The following is a 16,882-nucleotide window of genomic DNA, read 5'->3' on the forward strand; positions in this document are numbered from 1 at the left end:
CGCCGGTGGTACCGGTTGGGGATCGACAGGAAGCACCGACGGATGCGCAGGACGCAGGGGTGATCGAACTCAGCTGTCTGAGGCGGTGGATGCCGTGCCAAGTGCGTCGATCTGGCGTTCGACGAAGCGGCGCATCTCGTCGTGCCCCAGCGTGACGCCGACAGCTTCCTCGTTGCAGAGGCTTCGCGCGATCTGTGCGATCAGCATCGAGACCACGATCGGCGGGTAGGTGTGCAAGTCGATGCCATGGCCGCGCAACGCGACCGTGGCGGCCGCGGTCTCGATGTCTCGCACGCGTTCGGCATAGGCGTGTAGCTCGACGCCAATTGCCTTGCGGTGGTTGGCAAGTGCCATGAATTCGGTGTTCAGAACGGTCCGACGGTGATCGCTGTTGACTGCCCACAGCGCACGCAACGGGTCGTCGTTGGTCAGCGCGGCACGCATCTGCTCCAGCGCGGCGTCCGCGCCCTCGCGCAGCACGGCAAGGAAGAGGTCATCCATCGTCGGGAAGTAGTAGTGGACGAGAGGCTGCCGGACGCCTGCCTTCGCCGCCACCCGCCGTGACGTGGCTGCGGCGTAACCCTCGTCGTGCATGATCTGGGCGGTGGCCTCGATGAGTCGGCGCCGAGTACCTCCGTCATCGGCCTTGGCTTTCCGCGGCGCCGCCATTCAACAACCTGGCCGCGACGGCGCTGCCCGCATGGATCGGCGCGTGACAAACATTCGCTGATTATCGCGAACATGTCAGCGGAACCACTACGTGGTCATGACCGGCTCAGGCTGGGTTTGTCGTCAGAATGTGGACGACTTCGCGCAGCGGTTCCGGTGAGGTCGCGATCTCCCCGATGAAAGGGTGCGACAACTCCACTACGAGGAACAGTTGTACACCGACGAGCACGCCGAGGATTGCGACCATCGCGGAGTGCGTGGCGGGGTTCTCGACGCGTAGACGATCGCGCCGCCGAGCAACAGCCCACTGGTCAGAATGATCACTGCCCACAACGACCATGGCGGTCCAATGTCCGTGCGCGCCTGCAACACTCGTTCTGCGCGTGCCTTACTGAGTGCGTCGAGGTTGGAATAGGACGCGGCGAGGCGGGCCTTTTGGGCGTCGGTGCGTGCCTGAACTTGGTCGTACGCAGCGTTCAGACGCGCCAGTGCGTCGTCGGCCTGCGGATAGGACCCGCCGTTCGCGACCTCCACCCATTCGGCCACGGCCGCCTGTTCGAATTCCAACAGGCTTTTCCGGACCCGGTCCCTGTCCGCGGTTTCGAATGCCATCGCGTCCTTGGCGAGTTGCACACTGGCCGTTCCCTCGGTCCGCGCGCGACCGTCCGCGTCATTGATCTGCCCCCACATCGCCGACACCACGCATCCGATGAAGAACGCGAACACGAAACCGACGACCCCGAACGCGAACCGCGTGACGTCGTTGTGCTCCTCGCCTCGAAGGTTGGGAAAGCGGCGACGAACAAAACGCTGGACCAGCATCGCTGCGCCGGCGATGACGACGACGGTTCCCAGCAGGAGAAGCCACGAGGGCAGATTGCTCACTAACCAACGGCTCAAAGCTGCGCTCCTCCCACCCGACAACTTCCCGACTGTAGGTGGGCGGTGCGGCTAGGAATGTGCGATCGGAACTATTGGAAAGCGCCTGACCGTCACACGCTCGCGTCAGAGGCCTGGTTCGACCACTGCCACTGGATTGTCCGCTGGCGCGTTGTCCGTAGCGCGTCTGCCGGGAAAACTTCGTCCGCCAGTTGGCGCCAGTCGACGGTATCGCTGTGGGCCGCGTGAGTCGCAATCTCAGACATTGGTGAGCTCCATTCCTTCGAGGCCGGCTTCGGGCGTAGCTCAATGGTCATCACCGGGTGGTGCGTTCGTAATCGCCGGACAGCCAGATTTCACGGTTCGGCGGCAAGGGTTTTCTATCCGCCGGGATAGGCCGCCGATTCGGCTGCGACTTACACGCGCTCGGCGGTCATGTTGATGTCGAGTGTGCCTTGGCAGGCACCGCTCAAGATCTCGGTGTGCATGGTGCCTGCAAGTGTCCCGTCCGGCTGGGGCGTGTACCGAACCTCGGTGTGTGCCGGATTCCATTCGATGGTGGTGTCGGGCATCATGCAGTCCCACTGGTAGTCGCTGCTCTGTGCCCACGATGACCCATCCCAAGTGAATCGGACGGGTTGAGGCACCGTGGGGTTTCTCGGTGCAGGGCCGCTGACGATCGTCGCGGTGCACGTGCCGCCCGAGCAGCTCGAGCTGAACCCGTAGGTGTCGGTGTACTGCCCTTCGGGCTGACCGGCCGCGACGCTCGTCCCGGACTTCGGGCCGACGATGAAGGTGATCGCGTACTCGCCGTTCCAGGTTGCGGTGTCCGCGGAGGCCGGAGCCGACCCCAGCATGGCGAGCGCCAGCGACGCCACACCCAAGCAGATAAGACCGCTCAGACCACGTCGGGTCATGGCCCGAGTGTTGCAGACCCACCGGCCCGGGGTGGCCGAATGTGTTTCAGCGAGATCTGGTGGGCCTAGTGGCGCGCGCTGACCCCGAGCTCGGTGAGCAGGCGGCGGACACGAGCTTCGATGTCATCGCGGATGGGCCGGACGGCATCGATGGGGCGGCCGGCGGGGTCAGGCAGATCCCAGTTCTGGTAACGCTTTCCGGGATAGATCGGACAGGTGTCGCCGCAGCCCATGGTGATGACCACATCGGCAGCTTGCACGATTTCGTCGTTCCACGGTTTCGGGAATTCGCCCGTGATGTCGATGCCCACCTCGGCCATCGCCCTGACGGCTGACGGATTGATCTCGTCGGCTGGTGCTGACCCGCCAGACCAAGCGACGGCGTCTTCTCCGGCGAGGTGGCAGAAGAACCCGAGAGCCATCTGCGATCGGCCCGCGTTGTGAGTGCACAAGAACAGGACGGTGGGTTTGGTGTCGGTCATGACGAACTCCTGCGGTCGGCGCCCAGATCGGTGGCTGAATCGGCGCGGTGATGGGGTACGACGGCATCGTCGGCTAGCCGCACAGCATCCGGGTGGAGCGCGACGACCAATCCCAGGCCGACAAGCGCCCCGACGATCTGGGCGATGACGAACCCGGGCGCGGAGCTCGGCGCGATGCCTGCGAACGTGTCGGAGAACATGCGACCAACGGTCACTGCTGGATTGGCGAAAGACGTTGAGCTGGTGAACCAATAGGCGGCCCCGATGTAGGCGCCGACCGCCGCCGCCGACAGCCCGACCCGACCGGTGCGGGCCAGCGTGAAGATCAGGGCGATCAGACCGGCCGTCGCGACGATTTCGCCGACAAGGTGACCGGTGCTGATCCGCTCCTTGACCGACAGTTCGAACACTCGGCGGTCGAACATGATGTTGGCCAACCACGCCCCTACCACCGCGCCGATCACTTGGACGACGCAGTAGGCGGTTGCGTCGCCGGCCGAGATGCCACCGCCCGAACGATGGCCGAGTAACCAATCAGCCGCCGTCACGACCGGATTGAAGTGCGCCCCCGAGACGGGACCGAACATCAAAATCAGCACCGCCAAGCCGAACACCGTCGCAGTCGAGTTCTCCAGTAGTTGCAACCCGACATCGTTGGCAGACAACGAGGCGGCGGCGATGCCGGAGCCGACCACCACGGTCACCAGCAGCGCGGTGCCAACGAACTCGGCCAGCAGTCGACGCCACAGCCCTGCGGTGTCCAATTACCTGCCCCTGACCAGACTGCCGACGCCGAATATGCGTGAAAGCTTGTGCAACGCTTCGGGAATCGCGCGGTAGTAGACCCACGAGCCGCGCCGTTCACTGTCCAGCAGCCCCGCCGTTCGCAAGACCTTGAGGTGGTGGGAGATCGTCGGTTGGCTCAGGTCGATACCGACAGAGACGTCACATACGCACGCCTCACCGCCGGAATGACTGGCGATCACGCTGAGTAGCCGAAGCCGTACGGGATCGGACAGCGCCTTGAGCATCGCCGCCAGGTCGACGGCCGCCTCGGCTGTCAGCGGTTCGGACACCAGGGGTGCGACGTCGCAGCCAGGAACAACGCTCATGGCAATCCGCGACTTCGACATCCATCGATATTGACAGCCATCGAATCAGTAGACAAGAGGTCCGGCAATCAGCAGCAGGACGCGCCGGCCTCCGTCGGGTCGGAGGCCTGGTCGCCGCAACAGGCGGTCCCGCTGCCGTCCCCCTCGACATGCTGCGGACTGGTGCCGAACGTGTCGGAGTCGGCGAGCACCGTGTAGACCTCCCACTTCTCACCTGCCGGGCCGGTCACCCAGACCTTGTCCTGCAGGGCGAAGCAACATGTGGTACCGATCTCTTCGTCGGTGAACAGGCCCGCATCGCTGAGCCGAGCGATCTCCGCATGGACGGTATCGCTCGATTCCACCTCCACGCCGAGGTGGTTGATGGTGCCGCCCTGGCCTGCGTTTTCGATCAGCACCAGTTTCAGGGGCGGTTCGGCCACGGCGAAGTTGGCGTAGCCCTCCTTCACCTTGGCCGGCGCGGTGTTGAACAACTTCGAGTAGAAGGCGATCGCTTGGCCGAGGTCGTCGACATTGAGCGCAAGCTGAACACGGGACATGATGGAGTCCTTCCCACTTGTGAGACATATATCGAATTAGCGCGCTGGTCCTAGCGTCCCACCTTTTTGATATATGTCAATAGTCCTGGCATCATGGCTGCATGCCGAAGGCGCTGCCGATCATCGATATGTCCGCGCCGGTCTGTTGCGCGCCCGTCGCCGCCGGCCCGATGAGCGATGAAGACGCGCTGCAGGTGGCGCTTCGCCTGAAAGCCCTCGCCGATCCCGCGCGCGTGAAGATCATGTCCTATCTGTTCGGCTCCGCGTCGGGTGAAGAGAACAGCGGCGATCTCGCGAAGGCGCTCGGCTTGACGGAGTCGACGATCAGCCACCACGTGAACCAGCTTCGGCGGGCCGGGCTCGTGGAATCGGATCGGCGTGGCATGAACGTCTACCACCGCCCGCACCGTGACGCCCTTGGCGCGCTGTGCAGCGTGTTGGATCCCAACTGCTGTACGTGATGACAGTCGTTTGACGCGGGTCCCCGTGCGGTATTCAACGCCGATGAACGTGGCGACCAAGGTCGTCGACAGGCTGGTCAACCCACCGCGGATGTCAGATGTGGGTCGCCTCCGCGACGCGGTGTCGGGCAAGACCGTTTTGGTGACCGGCGCTTCATACGGTTTGGGCAACGCCACCGCGGTCAAGCTCGCCGCGGCCGGAGCGACGGTTCTGGCCGTGGCACGGTCAGCCTCCGAGCTCTACGCGCTTGCGGCGTGGATCACCGCGCGCGGCGAGCACGCAGTCGCGTTACCCGCGGACCTGACCAACGAATCCGCCGTCCTCGCACTCGTAGACGACATCCTCGATCGGCACGGCGCGCCGGACATCGTGGTCAGCAACGCGGGCAAGTCGATTCGACGACCGTTGCACCAGCAGTACGACCGCCTCCGCGACTTCGACCGCACCATCGGGATCAACTACTTGGGGCCGATTCACTTGCTGCTCGGCCTACTTCCCGCGATGCGCGAACGCGGCAGCGGTCACATCGTGAACATCTCCAGCGTCGGTGTGCGCGTGCCACCGGGGCCGCGGTGGGGCGCATACCAGGCGTCCAAGGGCGCATTCGACATGTGGCTGCGCAGCGTCGCGCCGGAACTGCATGCCGACGGGGTGGACGTCACGTCGATCTACATGGCGTTGATCCACACTCGAATGACCGAACCGACGCCGAGTCTGCGCAACGTCCCCGGCCTCTATCCCGATCAGGCCGCCGACATCGTCGCACGGGCGATCATCAAGCGGCCGAGGACCATCGCGCCGTGGTGGGTGTGGCCCGCCGAGGCCACCACGGTCCTGCTGCGCGGCCCGGTGGAGCGGGCCACGCAGGTCTGGTACCGGCGCACCCGAGAGTCGGACGGCAGATGACCGACCGCGTGGTGACCACTGCGGCTCGGGCGCTGCTGAAGTCTCGATTGCTGACGCCGCCGCGTCCGCGTGGGTTGCTCGGTGTCGTTCTTGCGGCCGGTCGGGGCGGCACGAATCCGTTTACCTTGTTGGCGGTCTCGGCGGCGCGGTGGCCGAACCGGACCGCGTTGGTCGACGACGACGGCGCGATGAGCTATCGCGAATTGCTCTCGCGGACAGAATCACTCGCCGGTGAGCTCGGCGCACGAGGCGTCCAGGCGGGCCGGGCGGTGGGCATCTTGTGCCGCAATGGCCGCGGCTTCGTGACGGCGGTGTTCGCGGCGGCCATGGTCGGCGCCGACGTCGTGCTGCTCAATACCGACTTTCGCGCAGAAGCCCTCGCTTCGGCCATCGACACGCATAAGATCGCGGCCGTCGTGTGCGACGAGGAATTCTCCGAAATCGCAGCAACCGAAGGTGTCACCGTGGTGGACGCCGCGAAGTGCGAACCAGGCCAAAGCGGTTCACGACCCAAGGTGGCGGCAGGTGGCCGCATCGTGCTCTTGACGTCCGGCACGACGGGCATCCCGAAAGGTGTGCCCCGCAAGCCGAAGATCGGCTCGGCGTTGGGGGTCGGCGCCACCATCTTGGACCGCACCGGCTTGCGCATCGGATCACGAATGGCTGTCGCTGTGCCGATGTTTCACGGCCTTGGGTTCGGCGTGCTGATACTGACGATCGGACTGGGCGGCACAGCGTTGACGCTGCGTCGGTTCGACGCCGAACGGGTGCTCGAGCAGGCCGCTGCCTGGCGGGCCGACGGGTTGACCGCGGTGCCTGTGATGCTCGCGCGCATACTTGACCTGCCCGACGAGGTGCGGCGGCGAAACCCGTTGCCGTCGCTGCGAGTGGTGATATCAAGTGGTGCGCGGCTGGATCCGACGTTGGCGCAGCGCTTCTCGGCCGCTTACGGCGACGTCATCTACAACGGTTATGGCTCATCGGAGGTCGGCATCGGTGCGCTCGCCACCCCAGCCGATCTGCGGCAGGCGCCGGAGACGGTCGGCAGGCCGGTTGCGGGTTGCCCGGTGGCCATCCTCGACGGCGACGGCGGACCCGTCGGTCCCGGCATCACCGGCCGTATTTTCGTCGGCGGCGACCTCACCTTCGACTCCTACATCGGGGGCGGGAAGAAGGACGTCGTCGGCGACATGATGGACACCGGCGACATGGGCTACCTCGACGACGCCGGCCGACTGTTCATCGTCGGGCGCCAGGACGACATGATCGTCTCCGGCGGCGAGAACGTCTATCCGCGTGCCGTCGAGAATGCGCTCGCCGAGCATCCCGACGTCGCCGACAGCGCGGTGATCGGTGTCGCCGACCCGGATTACGGGGAGCGACTGGCCGCATATGTGGTGCCGCAGAACACGATCGAGGAAGCCGACCTTCGAGACTATCTGAGGGACAAGGTATCCCGCTTCGAACAGCCACGCGATATCCGGATTGTGGCGGCGATTCCGCGCAATCCCGCGGGCAAGGTGCTGCGAAGCGAGCTGCCGGGATCAGACTGACCGTGGTGGAGCGATCCGGTCTTCGATGAACGCGGGCATCAGCACGCCCGTCAGGCCCTCGGGTGGGACGCTGACGAGCATCTCTTCGATGTCGTCAGCCGCCGAAATCGTGGGCCTCGTCGTATCCGTAGTCGCCGCCCGGATCCAGTATCACTCGCGGCGCGTCAACACGATGGTGCGGCGGCGCCGCGGCCTCCTGTTGGGTCAGCGCATCATGTGCTTCGTCGTACTCGTAGTCGGAGCCCGCGCCGATGCGGTTCTCAGTCATCTGAGAATTATCGGTCAGGCGGGCCCGATGATGTGGCAATTGGAGTCACACCGCATCAATGTTCCTGGCGGAAGCGGCCGAAGCGCGTTGTACGGCGGCGGCGCAGGAGCCGCCGGGTCCGCTGGGGGTGGAGGAGGAGTCGACGCCTGCGGTGGCGCGGTTGGCGCCGGTGCCTGCGGTGGCGCGGGGGGCAACGCGGCCAATACGTGATTGGCGGTGAAAGTAGCTGCCTGGTCGACCATTCCGCTCTCGACGTACTGTGTGTGCGCGTTGAAGTCGCGCCCGTTCGAGCAGACGAAATCGTCGGGGACGCACAAGTCGATCGTCTTGGCCGCGTACGCCGGGCCGACATCGATCTGCGGTTCGTTGATCGCACGCATGAAGCGGGCGTTCGGCTTTCCGAACAAGGCGACCGCCGCGACGTGGTTGGCCACGTCGGACGGCATGGGGTTCGGTACCCCATCGGGCGCGCCGTCCGGTATCACGTTCGCCGTGACGAAACCGGCGACGGCGGCGCCTTGCGAGAACCCGCCGAGCACGATCTTGGTATTGGGACAGTTCGCCGCCGTCGCCTCGACATGTGCGCTGGCATCCCTGACACCATCGATCGCGGTGGGAAAGTCGATGGTGGCGGGATAGTCGACCGGATAGACCGTCATCGTCCGTGGGCCTAGCCGCGGTCGCAGCGCGTCCACGAAAGCCTGTCCTGTCGGACCGACACCGGGGTCCTCGGTCGTGCCGCGGGCGAAGACGACCTCGACGTCGGGACAGGGTAGTGCGGAGGCCTGTGGTGGTGCGGTCAGCGGCGACAGCCATGCTGCTGCCGCGGCACCAATGAGAACGGCGATATAGCGCGACGGCACCGAGCAATGCTGACATACCGCGGCGACAGCGGCCTGCCGAGAATCAAACGAAAGGCAAACGCCGCGTTAATGAATGGCGCGCTGGCTCGGCGAGATTGCGCTCATGGCCGTGGTCTCGACGTTGCTCACAACCCTGTGTGCAAAATCCGCTCGTGACGACGGCGCACAGCGAACGGTTCCCATCCGCCGCCCTCAAGCGTAGCCTGTTAGGCATGAGTCAAATAGCGGCAGCGTTGCCGCCGGGGCCGCGGCTCCCGAAGTGGCTTCAGACAATCGTGTTCCTCCGGTACTGGCCGCGGTTCGTCAAGGCGTGCGGTCGTCGTTACGGCAAGGTGTTCACGATTCGCGCGCTGACCGTGCCGCCGATGGTGTATCTGGCCGATCCCGCCGAGATCAAGAAGGTGTTCGCGGGCGACCCGAGTGTGTTTCACGCCGGTGAAGCCAACGCGATGCTCAGCGGACTGCTCGGTGAGACCTCGATATTGGTGATCGACGACGACGTTCACCGCGACCGGCGCCGCCTGATGTTGCCTCCGTTCCACCGCGACGCGGTAGCCCGGCAATCCGAGCAGATGGCGCGGATCGCGGCGGCCAACATCGCCGGATGGCCGGTGGGCCGACCGTTCGCGGTGGCGCCGAAGATGTCCGAGATCACGCTCGAGGTGATCCTGCGGACCGTCATCGGCGCCAGCGACGCGTCCCGACTAGCCGCGTTGAGGGCGGTGATGCCGAAGTTGCTCACCGTCGGACAGTGGGCGTCGCTGGCGATCGCGCGCCCGCAACTTCAGGCCCGACGCCCGTGGCGCACGCTGTGGGAGCGCATCCAGGAAGCGGATCGATTGCTCTATGCCGAGATCGCCGACCGTCGCGCGGACCCCCACCTCGAGGAGCGCACCGACGTGTTGGTGATGTTGGTGCGTGCCACCGACGAGGACGGGTGCACGCTCACCGACCGGGAACTCCGTGACCAGTTGATGACTCTGCTGGTCGCAGGTCACGACACGACCGCGACCGCGCTGTCGTGGGCGCTGGAACGGTTGACCCGCCACCCCGTCATCCTTGAGAAGGCGGTGCGCGCCGCCGATTCCGGAGACGACGAGTACCTCGATGCAATAGCCAAGGAGACGTTACGGATCCGTCCGGTCGTGTACGACGTGGGCCGGGTGCTGAAGGAACCGGTCGAGATCGCGGGCTACCGGTTGCCCGCCGGGGTGATGGTGGTTCCCGGAATTGGCTTGGTGCACAGCGATTCCGAGGTGTACCCGGACGCCGACCGATTCGATCCCGACCGGATGGTCGGTGCGACGTTGAGTCCGGCGACGTGGTTTCCGTTCGGTGGCGGCAACCGCCGCTGTCTGGGCGCGACGTTCGCGATGGTCGAGTTACGTGTCGTGCTGCGGGAGATCCTCCGTCGGGTCGAGCTGACCACGACGACGGCGCCCGGCGAGGCGCAGAAGGTCAAGCACGTGATCATGATCCCGCGCGACGGCGCCCGCATCCGGGTCCGGGCGTTGCGCTCCGCGCAGGCCGCAGTGCCCGCCTCGTAGCGACAATGTCGCTCCCAACGACTAAGTCGCCAAGAGCTGGGCAATTCGGCTACTCAGCCAACGCGTTGACCAAACCCGCGAACGTCCTCGGAAACCGTTCTGCCGCAGGCACAATCCGGGACCGAAGCGGTGAACCAGTCGCATGAAGCGCCGCTGCCGTGAGCATCCGGTAACGCCGCGACATGTGGCGCCAACGTCGGTCGTACTCTCCGATCTGCCCCGCCACAACACATTCCACCAGTAGCTGCGCCGCTCCGAACGCGATGCCGAGCCCCTCGCCGGTCAAGGCGTCGACGTATCCCGCCGCGTCGCCGACCAGCATCACCCGCCCCGCCGTCCTGCTTCGCACCCGCTGCCGCAGCGGACCCGCCGCACGGTCCGGCCCGTGCGACCGCCCGCTCACTCGCTGTTGCAGCGCAGGAAACGCCGACAGATGCGCATCGAAACCGCCCTTGCGCGATGTGAGCACCGCAATCCCGACGCAGTCGCCGGCCACCGGCGTCACGTATGCCTCCGCATCGTCCGCCCAGTACACCTCGACGCAGTCGCTCCACGGCGCCATCACATGGTGGCGGCGGATCCCCCACCGGCGCCGCGCGCGCGACGGCTGCGCCAACCCCAACGCGGTGCGGATCGGCGAGTGCAGACCGTCGGCGGCAGCCAGGTATCGTGACTCAAACCCGCTGCAACGCACCGAGTTAGCGGTTTGGCTCACCGGTCCGATCTCGCGGTGTTCGATCCGCACACCGGCCGCCGTCGCCGCCTCCCGCAGCCCGGTGTGCAGCGCCGTGCGACGCACGCCGCGGCCAGGACTCCCGCGGAATAGTCCGGTGACGCGGTGTCTGCCGTCGATGTAGGTGATGCCGTGAAACGGTGACCCTGGCGGCTCCACACCCAGGCTGTCCAGCAGCGCAACGGTGTGCGGCATCAGTCCCTCCCCGCAGGCCTTGTCGACCGACCCGACGCGCCGCTCGATGACGACGACCTCGAGACCTGCCCGCGCCCCGAAGATTGCGGTGGCCAGTCCTGCCGGCCCGCCGCCCGCGACGAGCAGGTCGATCATCGCAGGCTCGCAAGCGCGGTGTTCTCCACACCGATTCGGGTGCGCAACACCACCGCATTGAGTGCCGTGAACACCACGGCGGTCAGCCACGCCGTGTGCACCAATGGCAACGCGATGCCTTCGACGACGACCGCGACGTAGTTCGGGTGTGCGAAGTACCGGTACGGCCCGCCCGTCACCCGCGGCGCGTCGGGAATCACGACGACCCGGGTGTTCCACTGGTGCCCCAACGCTCTGATGCACCACCAGCGCAGGCTCTGCGCGGCGAGCACCAACGCCAGCATCGGCCAGCCCAGGCCGGGTACAAACGGGCGGTGCATCGCTTCCACCAGACAGCCCACCAGCAGTGCGCTGTGCAACGTAACCATCGCCGGATAGTGCCGCGCACCGAACTCGACGCCACCGCGATCGCGACTCCACGCCAGATTACGTTGCGCGACAACCAATTCGGCGATTCGTTCGACCGCCACCACCGTGACCAGCAGTGCGTACCATGTCATGATCAGTGCCAGCGCAGCAACACGAGTTCCGCGCAGAACCCCGGGCCCATCGCCATCAGCAGCCCGGGCGTGCCCGGTGCAGGAGGTTTGGCGCGCGCGTCGCGCAGGATATGCAACACAGACGCCGACGAGATGTTGCCGATCTCGCCGAGCGAGCGCCACGACAACTCCAGCACGTCGTCGTCGAGGCCGAGCGCGGTGGTGATCGACTCGAGAACCTTTGGGCCTCCTGGGTGCGACACCCATGACCCGATGTCGTCGACGGTCAGATCGTGTTCTGCCAGGAAGCCGCTGACGTCGTCGGCGAAGTAGCGTTCGATCAGATCGGGCAGATCAGGCGACAGCACCAACTGGAAACCCGAAGCGTCGACGTTCCAACCCATTATCCCCAGCGAGTCGGGGTACATCCGGCTCCGTGTCGCCACCACGTCCGGTCCGGCGGCGCCGTCGAAAAGGCCGCGACGCTCACCGACCGCGACCACCGCCGCCGCTCCGTCAGCGAACAATGCACTGCCGACAAGGGTGGCCATCGTCGGCTCGGCTGCCGCATACATCAACGAACACAACTCGACCGACACCAGCACGGCGACGTCGTCGGGGGCGCCGCGCAGATAGTCGTGCAACCGGGCGATACCCGCGGCGCCGGCCACGCAGCCGAGGCCGAAGATCGGCACCCGGCGCACATCGGGTCGCAGTCCGACGCGTGCGGCGATCCTGGCGTCCAGCGACGGCACCGCGATACCGGTCACGGTTGTCGTCACGATCAAGTCGACGTCGCTGGGCCGCAGTCCAGCGTCCTCGAGTGCACCCGATAACGCAGCGCAGCCCAGTTCGACCGCGTGCTCGATGAACAAGTCGTTGCTCTCACCGAAGTCGGTCAGCGTCGGGTACCGCTCGAGTGGAAGGACGAGATGTCGGCCCTTGACCTTCGCGCTGTGGTGCAGGCCGCGCACCACCTTCTCATGCCCGGCGAAGGCGGGATTTGCGACGAATGCGTCGGTGATCTCGTCCTGGCTGTACCGGTTCGGGGGGACAACGCCGTGTACGGCTGCGATAACACTCATTACCTAGACACGGGGCCCGGACCCGGTGGGTTCGATCTCGCCTCTGTGTGGTTGCTGGGCATGTGTGTGGGCTTGGCTGAATCCAAGTCGCCGGTGCGCCGCGACCAGCCATCTCGGCGCCCACCAATTCCATTGGCCCATAACGTGCATGAACGCGGGCACCAACACCATCCGGACCAGGGTGGCATCGACGAGAATCGCCAAAGTCAGCCCGAGACCGAACAATTTCATCACCGCGACTTCGGCGGCGATCAACGCCGCGAAGGAAATCGACATGATCAGCGCTGCGGCGGTGATGATTCGGCCGGTGTGAGCGATACCGCGCGCCACGCTTTCGTCGTTGTCGGCGCGCGTGCGCCCCGACGCCAGCCAGAATTCCCGAATTCTCGAGACCAGGAATACCTCGTAGTCCATCGACAGGCCGAACGCGATGCAAAACAACAGCACGGGAATGTTGGCCACCAGCGTGCCGGTGGGTGTGGTGCCGAGCGCGCCGAAATGGCCGTCCTGAAATATCCACACCATGGCGCCGAACGCTGCGGTCAGCGAAAGCACGTTGAGTACCAAGGCTTTCAGCGGCATGACCACGCTGCCGGTCAGTAGGAAAAGCAGCACGAACATGATGACCGCGATGAGACCGAGCACCAGCGGCAGTCGAGAGGTGATCGCGTCGACGCTGTCGCGGTTGGTCTGCGCCAGGCCGGTCATGTCGACGGCGTTACCCGCGGGCCCCGGCACGGCATGCAGCCGGTCGAGCTGGGTCTGGAAGTCGTCGGAGAACAGCGCGGCCGAGCTGTCGACGGTCAGGAAAGCGCTGTCGGCATTCAGACCGGTCGGCGAGGACGGCGGGCCAACCCACTTGCCTTCGACGAACGTTCCTGTCGGCGCCGACACCGCGGAGACGTCCGGCACGCGGGACAGGTCGGCGGCGTAACGGCCGATCTCGGAGGGGCCGACGCCGGTGGTGTCGTCGATGACGACGGTGACCGCGGCGTCGGAGTTGTGCACGAAGTCCTGTCGCAATCGGTCACCGACTTGATGCGACGACGCAGAGGCTGGCAGCACGCGGTCGTCGGGAAATCCCCACCGCACGTTCAGGAATGGCGCGCCCAGCAACAGCAGTAGCGCCACCCCCGCCAACCCGAGCGGGATCGCTTTGTGCATAACGCAACTCGCCGACCGGTACCAGAATCTTTTCTCGACCGGCACCCGTTGCGCCTTGATGCGACCGCGCAGGCGATCACCGAGTAGCACGAGCGCGGCGGGTGTGACGACGATCGCGGCCAGCGCGGCGAATGTCACCGTCGCGACGCCCGCGTAGGCGAACGACTTCAGAAAGTGCATGGGAAAGATGACCAGGACGGCCATCGACAGCGCGACGGTCGTCGCGGAGAACACAACGGTGCGGCCCGCCGACACCATCGTGCGCACCACAGCGTCGTCGCGACTTGCGCCGTCGGCCAGTTCGTCGCGGAACCGGCTGATCATCAACAGCGTGTAATCGATCGCCAGCGCCAGCCCCATCGCGGTGGTGAGGTTCAGCGCGAAGATCGACACGTCGGTGGCAAACGAGATCAGCCTCAGCACGGCAAGGGCGCCGAGGATCGACATCACCCCGACGGCCACCGGCAGCGCGGCCGCGACCAGCCCGCCGAACGCCCAGACCAGGACAACAAAGCTCAGCGGGATCGCCAGCGACTCCATCACCAGCAGGTCGCGCTGTGACTGTTCGGTGATCTGACCGTTCACCATCGCGGTGCCGCCCGCCAGGACGGTGACGCCAGGGAGGGCGGAGTGGTCGGTAGCCACCTGATCGGACAATTCCTTGGCATAGCGCTGCTGGTGGCCCTCGTCGCCGGTGATGCCCGCAACGATCAGCCCCGAGGTGCGGTCGCTGCTGACAAGGTCGGCCGCGACAGCAGGCGGTGCGGACCACGGCGAGGTCACCTGCGCGACGTGCGGCGAACTACGAAGTCGGTCTTCGATGTCGTTGCCCGCCGCGTGAGCTGGTGCGCTGTCAATACCCTCGGGTGTGGAGACGACGATCAGCAATCGCACGTCGCCCTGATGGAACTTGTCGGTCAGGACGCGGGTCGCGCGGGCCGATTCCGACGCCGGGTCTTGGAATCCGCTGGCGGACAGGCTTTTAGCAACCGGTACCCCGAAGACGCCGAGCGCGACGGTCAACAGCACCGCAAACACGATCACCCGTCGCGGTGCGGCGACGGCCAATACGGCCATCCGGTGCAGCAGCGTCGTCCTCCGCTCAGTCCTGTAGTACTTAACACGAAAGACGTCGCTCGAGCGTTCACTGCACCGCGACATGCGGCACTGGTCAGGTGTCCGTACTGTGGTACCTACGTGGCGCCGAAGCCAGTTGCTTTGCTGCGCTTCGTTTTCGGCAACGTTATGCGTGCATCCAATGTGGGAACACGGTGTAAAACTGCGCGTCGGGGCTCGAAATGGTTAGGACCGAAAGGATGAGCATGACCTCCGCACACGGTGGCTCGCGTCTGGGCACCCGGTTCGGGCCCTATGAGCTCAACGCACTGATCGGTGTCGGCGGGATGGGCGAGGTGTACCGCGCCTACGACACCGTGAAGGAGCGCACGGTGGCGGTCAAGGTGCTGCGCGCAGAGATGGCCGCGGACCCGAACTATCAGGAACGCTTCCGGCGAGAGTCGCGCGTGGCGGCCCGGCTGCAGGAGCCACACGTCATCCCGGTGCACGATTTCGGGGACATCGACGGCGTCCTGTACATCGACATGCGGCTGGTTGAGGGCGGCAGCCTGAAGGACGAACTGCGGGCGAACGGGCCGCTCGATCCTGGCCGCGCCACGCGCATCATCTCGCAGGTCGCTGCCGCGCTGGATGCCGCGCATGCGGATGGCCTGGTCCACCGCGATATCAAGCCGGAAAACGTGCTACTCACGCCGGACGATTTCGCCTATCTGGTGGACTTCGGCATCGCGCACGGCGGCGGCGATGCCAGCATGACGATGACGGGTCTGATCATCGGCTCGTGCGCGTACATGTCGGCGGAGCGGTTCAGCGGTGGACAGGTCGGGCCGTCCGCCGACGTGTACTCGCTGACCTGCCTGCTCTACGAGATGCTGACGGGCAGGCCGCCGTTTGAGACCGGCGACCTGCGACAGCTGATGACCGCGCACATGTTCTCTGTACCGCCGCGGCCCAGCATCATGCGGCGCGGCATTCCGCGGGCGTTCGACGACGTGATCGCCAAGGGGATGGCCAAGAAGCCCGGCGAGCGGTTCGCGTCCGCGGGTGAGATGGCGAAGGCGGCGACGGCCGCGCTGTCCGGCGGCCCGGTGCCGGCCGCGCCCGCGCCGTTGCCCAGTTCGCCCGTCTCGACCATGCAGTTCTCGGCGATGTATGCCGATCCGGCGGGCACCGGGTACACCCCGTACCCGCCACCTGCGATTCCAACGGCTGAACCAGTGGCGCGCAGGTCGCGGTACAAGACCAGCCAGGTGGCGCTGGTGGTGGCGACAATCCTGCTGTTCGCTGTCGCGGTGGTGCTGGCGATGCAACTGTTCAACGGTCGCCAGGAAACCGCGACACCGCCACCGACCACCATGGCGGGGCCGCCGCCGTCGGTGACCACGCAGACCGAGACGGTCTCGCCGTCGACAACGACAACGCCGACCGCGACCACCGCGACCACGACGACGCCGACAACCAGCGGGACGCCGCTGCCTGGGGTGTCGGGTACGGACGGACAGGGATTCGTCGGGCATGCGGCGCGCTGCGACGCCGGAAGCACGCCCGCGGCGGCGATCAGGACCGCGCAATCGCTGGCTGTCATCTGCCAGATGACCTCGGGCAGTTACTACTACCACGGCGAGCGACTGCGCGACGGCGCCAACGTCCGGCTGTCCAACGCCGTGCCCAACGGCGGCGGCTTCGACGTGACCAACCCGGAGGACGGGGCGAGCTATGAGGTGCGGCCCGATCACCTGACCATCCGCAGCAACGGCCACGTTGATTCCAACGAGCCGGCGTTGGAGTACTCGTCGGGCTCGGGCTAGCCGCGACGG

General features: G+C 66.0%; 16 protein-coding genes and 2 pseudogenes. 5 read left to right on the top strand and 13 right to left on the bottom strand.

What is annotated here, in order from left to right:
* Window positions 1-69: 69 nt before the first annotated feature.
* The 7 genes and pseudogenes from ACGFK1_RS32190 to ACGFK1_RS32220 all read right to left on the bottom strand — a co-directional run bounded on the left by ACGFK1_RS32190 (window position 70) and on the right by ACGFK1_RS32220 (window position 4,598).
* A complete protein-coding gene (locus ACGFK1_RS32190; RefSeq protein ID WP_393439624.1) occupies window positions 70-669 on the bottom strand; it encodes a TetR/AcrR family transcriptional regulator in 600 nt (199 codons plus the stop codon).
* 106 nt (window positions 670-775) lie between these two features.
* Window positions 776-1,569, bottom strand: a pseudogene (locus ACGFK1_RS32195) (DUF4239 domain-containing protein).
* A gap of 395 nt (window positions 1,570-1,964) precedes the next feature.
* Window positions 1,965-2,465, bottom strand: a complete 501-nt coding sequence (locus tag ACGFK1_RS32200) for a hypothetical protein (protein ID WP_393439627.1) — start codon at window positions 2,463-2,465, stop codon at window positions 1,965-1,967.
* A gap of 65 nt (window positions 2,466-2,530) precedes the next feature.
* Window positions 2,531-2,947: pseudogene (locus ACGFK1_RS32205) on the bottom strand (arsenate reductase ArsC); the annotation flags it as partial.
* Entirely contained in the window at window positions 2,944-3,711 is a 768-nt protein-coding gene (locus ACGFK1_RS32210; protein ID WP_393439630.1) for an MIP/aquaporin family protein, read from the bottom strand. The gene ACGFK1_RS32210 and the pseudogene ACGFK1_RS32205, both read right to left, overlap by 4 nt.
* Entirely contained in the window at window positions 3,712-4,080 is a 369-nt protein-coding gene (locus ACGFK1_RS32215) for an ArsR/SmtB family transcription factor (protein WP_393439633.1), read from the bottom strand.
* A gap of 47 nt (window positions 4,081-4,127) precedes the next feature.
* The gene (locus tag ACGFK1_RS32220; protein WP_393439636.1) at window positions 4,128-4,598 is read right to left on the bottom strand and encodes an ArsI/CadI family heavy metal resistance metalloenzyme; all 471 of its coding nucleotides are present in this window, start codon (window positions 4,596-4,598) and stop codon (window positions 4,128-4,130) included.
* Between the two features lie 101 nt (window positions 4,599-4,699).
* Between ACGFK1_RS32220 and ACGFK1_RS32225 the strand changes: the two genes are divergently transcribed.
* From ACGFK1_RS32225 to ACGFK1_RS32235, 3 genes are read left to right on the top strand one after another with little or no spacing between them, the layout of a single operon-like run.
* Window positions 4,700-5,059 carry an Rv2640c family ArsR-like transcriptional regulator gene (locus ACGFK1_RS32225; protein ID WP_393439639.1) on the top strand — a complete coding sequence of 120 codons (360 nt, stop codon included), beginning with the start codon at window positions 4,700-4,702 and terminating at the stop codon, window positions 5,057-5,059.
* Between the two features lie 43 nt (window positions 5,060-5,102).
* Window positions 5,103-5,966 carry an SDR family NAD(P)-dependent oxidoreductase gene (locus ACGFK1_RS32230; protein WP_393439642.1) on the top strand — a complete coding sequence of 288 codons (864 nt, stop codon included), beginning with the start codon at window positions 5,103-5,105 and terminating at the stop codon, window positions 5,964-5,966.
* Complete coding sequence (locus ACGFK1_RS32235) at window positions 5,963-7,519, top strand: AMP-binding protein (RefSeq protein ID WP_393439644.1); 1,557 nt, start codon at window positions 5,963-5,965, stop codon at window positions 7,517-7,519. Before ACGFK1_RS32230 ends, ACGFK1_RS32235 begins: the two co-directional genes overlap by 4 nt.
* Window positions 7,520-7,613: 94 nt before the next feature.
* Here the strand turns inward: ACGFK1_RS32235 and ACGFK1_RS32240 are convergent, their stop codons facing one another.
* The gene (locus ACGFK1_RS32240) at window positions 7,614-7,787 is read right to left on the bottom strand and encodes a hypothetical protein (RefSeq protein WP_393439647.1); all 174 of its coding nucleotides are present in this window, start codon (window positions 7,785-7,787) and stop codon (window positions 7,614-7,616) included.
* 14 nt (window positions 7,788-7,801) lie between these two features.
* Window positions 7,802-8,650 (bottom strand): cutinase family protein, encoded by an 849-nt coding sequence (locus ACGFK1_RS32245; protein WP_393439650.1) that lies wholly within the window; start codon window positions 8,648-8,650, stop codon window positions 7,802-7,804.
* A 212-nt stretch (window positions 8,651-8,862) separates the two neighbouring features.
* Here ACGFK1_RS32245 and ACGFK1_RS32250 point away from each other — a divergent pair, with 212 nt between their 5' ends.
* The gene (locus ACGFK1_RS32250; RefSeq protein WP_393439652.1) at window positions 8,863-10,197 is read left to right on the top strand and encodes a cytochrome P450; all 1,335 of its coding nucleotides are present in this window, start codon (window positions 8,863-8,865) and stop codon (window positions 10,195-10,197) included.
* A 49-nt stretch (window positions 10,198-10,246) separates the two neighbouring features.
* Here ACGFK1_RS32250 and ACGFK1_RS32255 read toward each other — a convergent pair whose 3' ends face one another.
* The 4 genes from ACGFK1_RS32255 to ACGFK1_RS32270 are packed head-to-tail and all read right to left on the bottom strand — an operon-like array spanning window position 10,247 to window position 15,077.
* Window positions 10,247-11,260: an NAD(P)/FAD-dependent oxidoreductase gene (locus tag ACGFK1_RS32255; RefSeq protein WP_393439654.1), complete on the bottom strand. Its 1,014-nt coding sequence runs from the start codon at window positions 11,258-11,260 to the stop codon at window positions 10,247-10,249.
* Window positions 11,257-11,760 (bottom strand): isoprenylcysteine carboxyl methyltransferase family protein, encoded by a 504-nt coding sequence (locus ACGFK1_RS32260; RefSeq protein ID WP_393439657.1) that lies wholly within the window; start codon window positions 11,758-11,760, stop codon window positions 11,257-11,259. The genes ACGFK1_RS32255 and ACGFK1_RS32260 overlap by 4 nt, the downstream gene beginning before the upstream one ends.
* A 2-nt stretch (window positions 11,761-11,762) precedes the next feature.
* Complete coding sequence (locus ACGFK1_RS32265; RefSeq protein WP_393439660.1) at window positions 11,763-12,824, bottom strand: type III polyketide synthase; 1,062 nt, start codon at window positions 12,822-12,824, stop codon at window positions 11,763-11,765.
* Between the two features lie 3 nt (window positions 12,825-12,827).
* On the bottom strand, window positions 12,828-15,077 hold the full coding sequence (locus tag ACGFK1_RS32270; protein WP_393439737.1) for an MMPL family transporter: 2,250 nt from the start codon (window positions 15,075-15,077) through the stop codon (window positions 12,828-12,830).
* A 233-nt stretch (window positions 15,078-15,310) separates the two neighbouring features.
* On the opposite strand from ACGFK1_RS32270, the gene ACGFK1_RS32275 reads away from it, so the two are divergent.
* A complete protein-coding gene (locus ACGFK1_RS32275; protein WP_393439663.1) occupies window positions 15,311-16,873 on the top strand; it encodes a serine/threonine-protein kinase in 1,563 nt (520 codons plus the stop codon).
* Window positions 16,874-16,882: the final 9 nt, after the last annotated feature.

The organism is Mycobacterium sp. NPDC048908 (assembly GCF_043197955.1).
GTDB lineage: Bacteria > Actinomycetota > Actinomycetes > Mycobacteriales > Mycobacteriaceae > Mycobacterium.

Coding starts and splice junctions, on each gene's coding strand:
- ACGFK1_RS32220 (WP_393439636.1), bottom strand. CDS start 4,598: ATGTCCCGTGTTCAGCTTGCGCTCAATGTCGACGACCTCGGCCAAGCG.
- ACGFK1_RS32225 (WP_393439639.1), top strand. CDS start 4,700: ATGCCGAAGGCGCTGCCGATCATCGATATGTCCGCGCCGGTCTGTTGC.
- ACGFK1_RS32275 (WP_393439663.1), top strand. CDS start 15,311: ATGACCTCCGCACACGGTGGCTCGCGTCTGGGCACCCGGTTCGGGCCC.
- ACGFK1_RS32265 (WP_393439660.1), bottom strand. CDS start 12,824: ATGAGTGTTATCGCAGCCGTACACGGCGTTGTCCCCCCGAACCGGTAC.
- ACGFK1_RS32250 (WP_393439652.1), top strand. CDS start 8,863: ATGAGTCAAATAGCGGCAGCGTTGCCGCCGGGGCCGCGGCTCCCGAAG.
- ACGFK1_RS32235 (WP_393439644.1), top strand. CDS start 5,963: ATGACCGACCGCGTGGTGACCACTGCGGCTCGGGCGCTGCTGAAGTCT.
- ACGFK1_RS32230 (WP_393439642.1), top strand. CDS start 5,103: ATGAACGTGGCGACCAAGGTCGTCGACAGGCTGGTCAACCCACCGCGG.
- ACGFK1_RS32200 (WP_393439627.1), bottom strand. CDS start 2,465: ATGACCCGACGTGGTCTGAGCGGTCTTATCTGCTTGGGTGTGGCGTCG.
- ACGFK1_RS32190 (WP_393439624.1), bottom strand. CDS start 669: ATGGCGGCGCCGCGGAAAGCCAAGGCCGATGACGGAGGTACTCGGCGC.
- ACGFK1_RS32260 (WP_393439657.1), bottom strand. CDS start 11,760: ATGACATGGTACGCACTGCTGGTCACGGTGGTGGCGGTCGAACGAATC.
- ACGFK1_RS32215 (WP_393439633.1), bottom strand. CDS start 4,080: ATGTCGAAGTCGCGGATTGCCATGAGCGTTGTTCCTGGCTGCGACGTC.
- ACGFK1_RS32255 (WP_393439654.1), bottom strand. CDS start 11,260: ATGATCGACCTGCTCGTCGCGGGCGGCGGGCCGGCAGGACTGGCCACC.
- ACGFK1_RS32240 (WP_393439647.1), bottom strand. CDS start 7,787: ATGACTGAGAACCGCATCGGCGCGGGCTCCGACTACGAGTACGACGAA.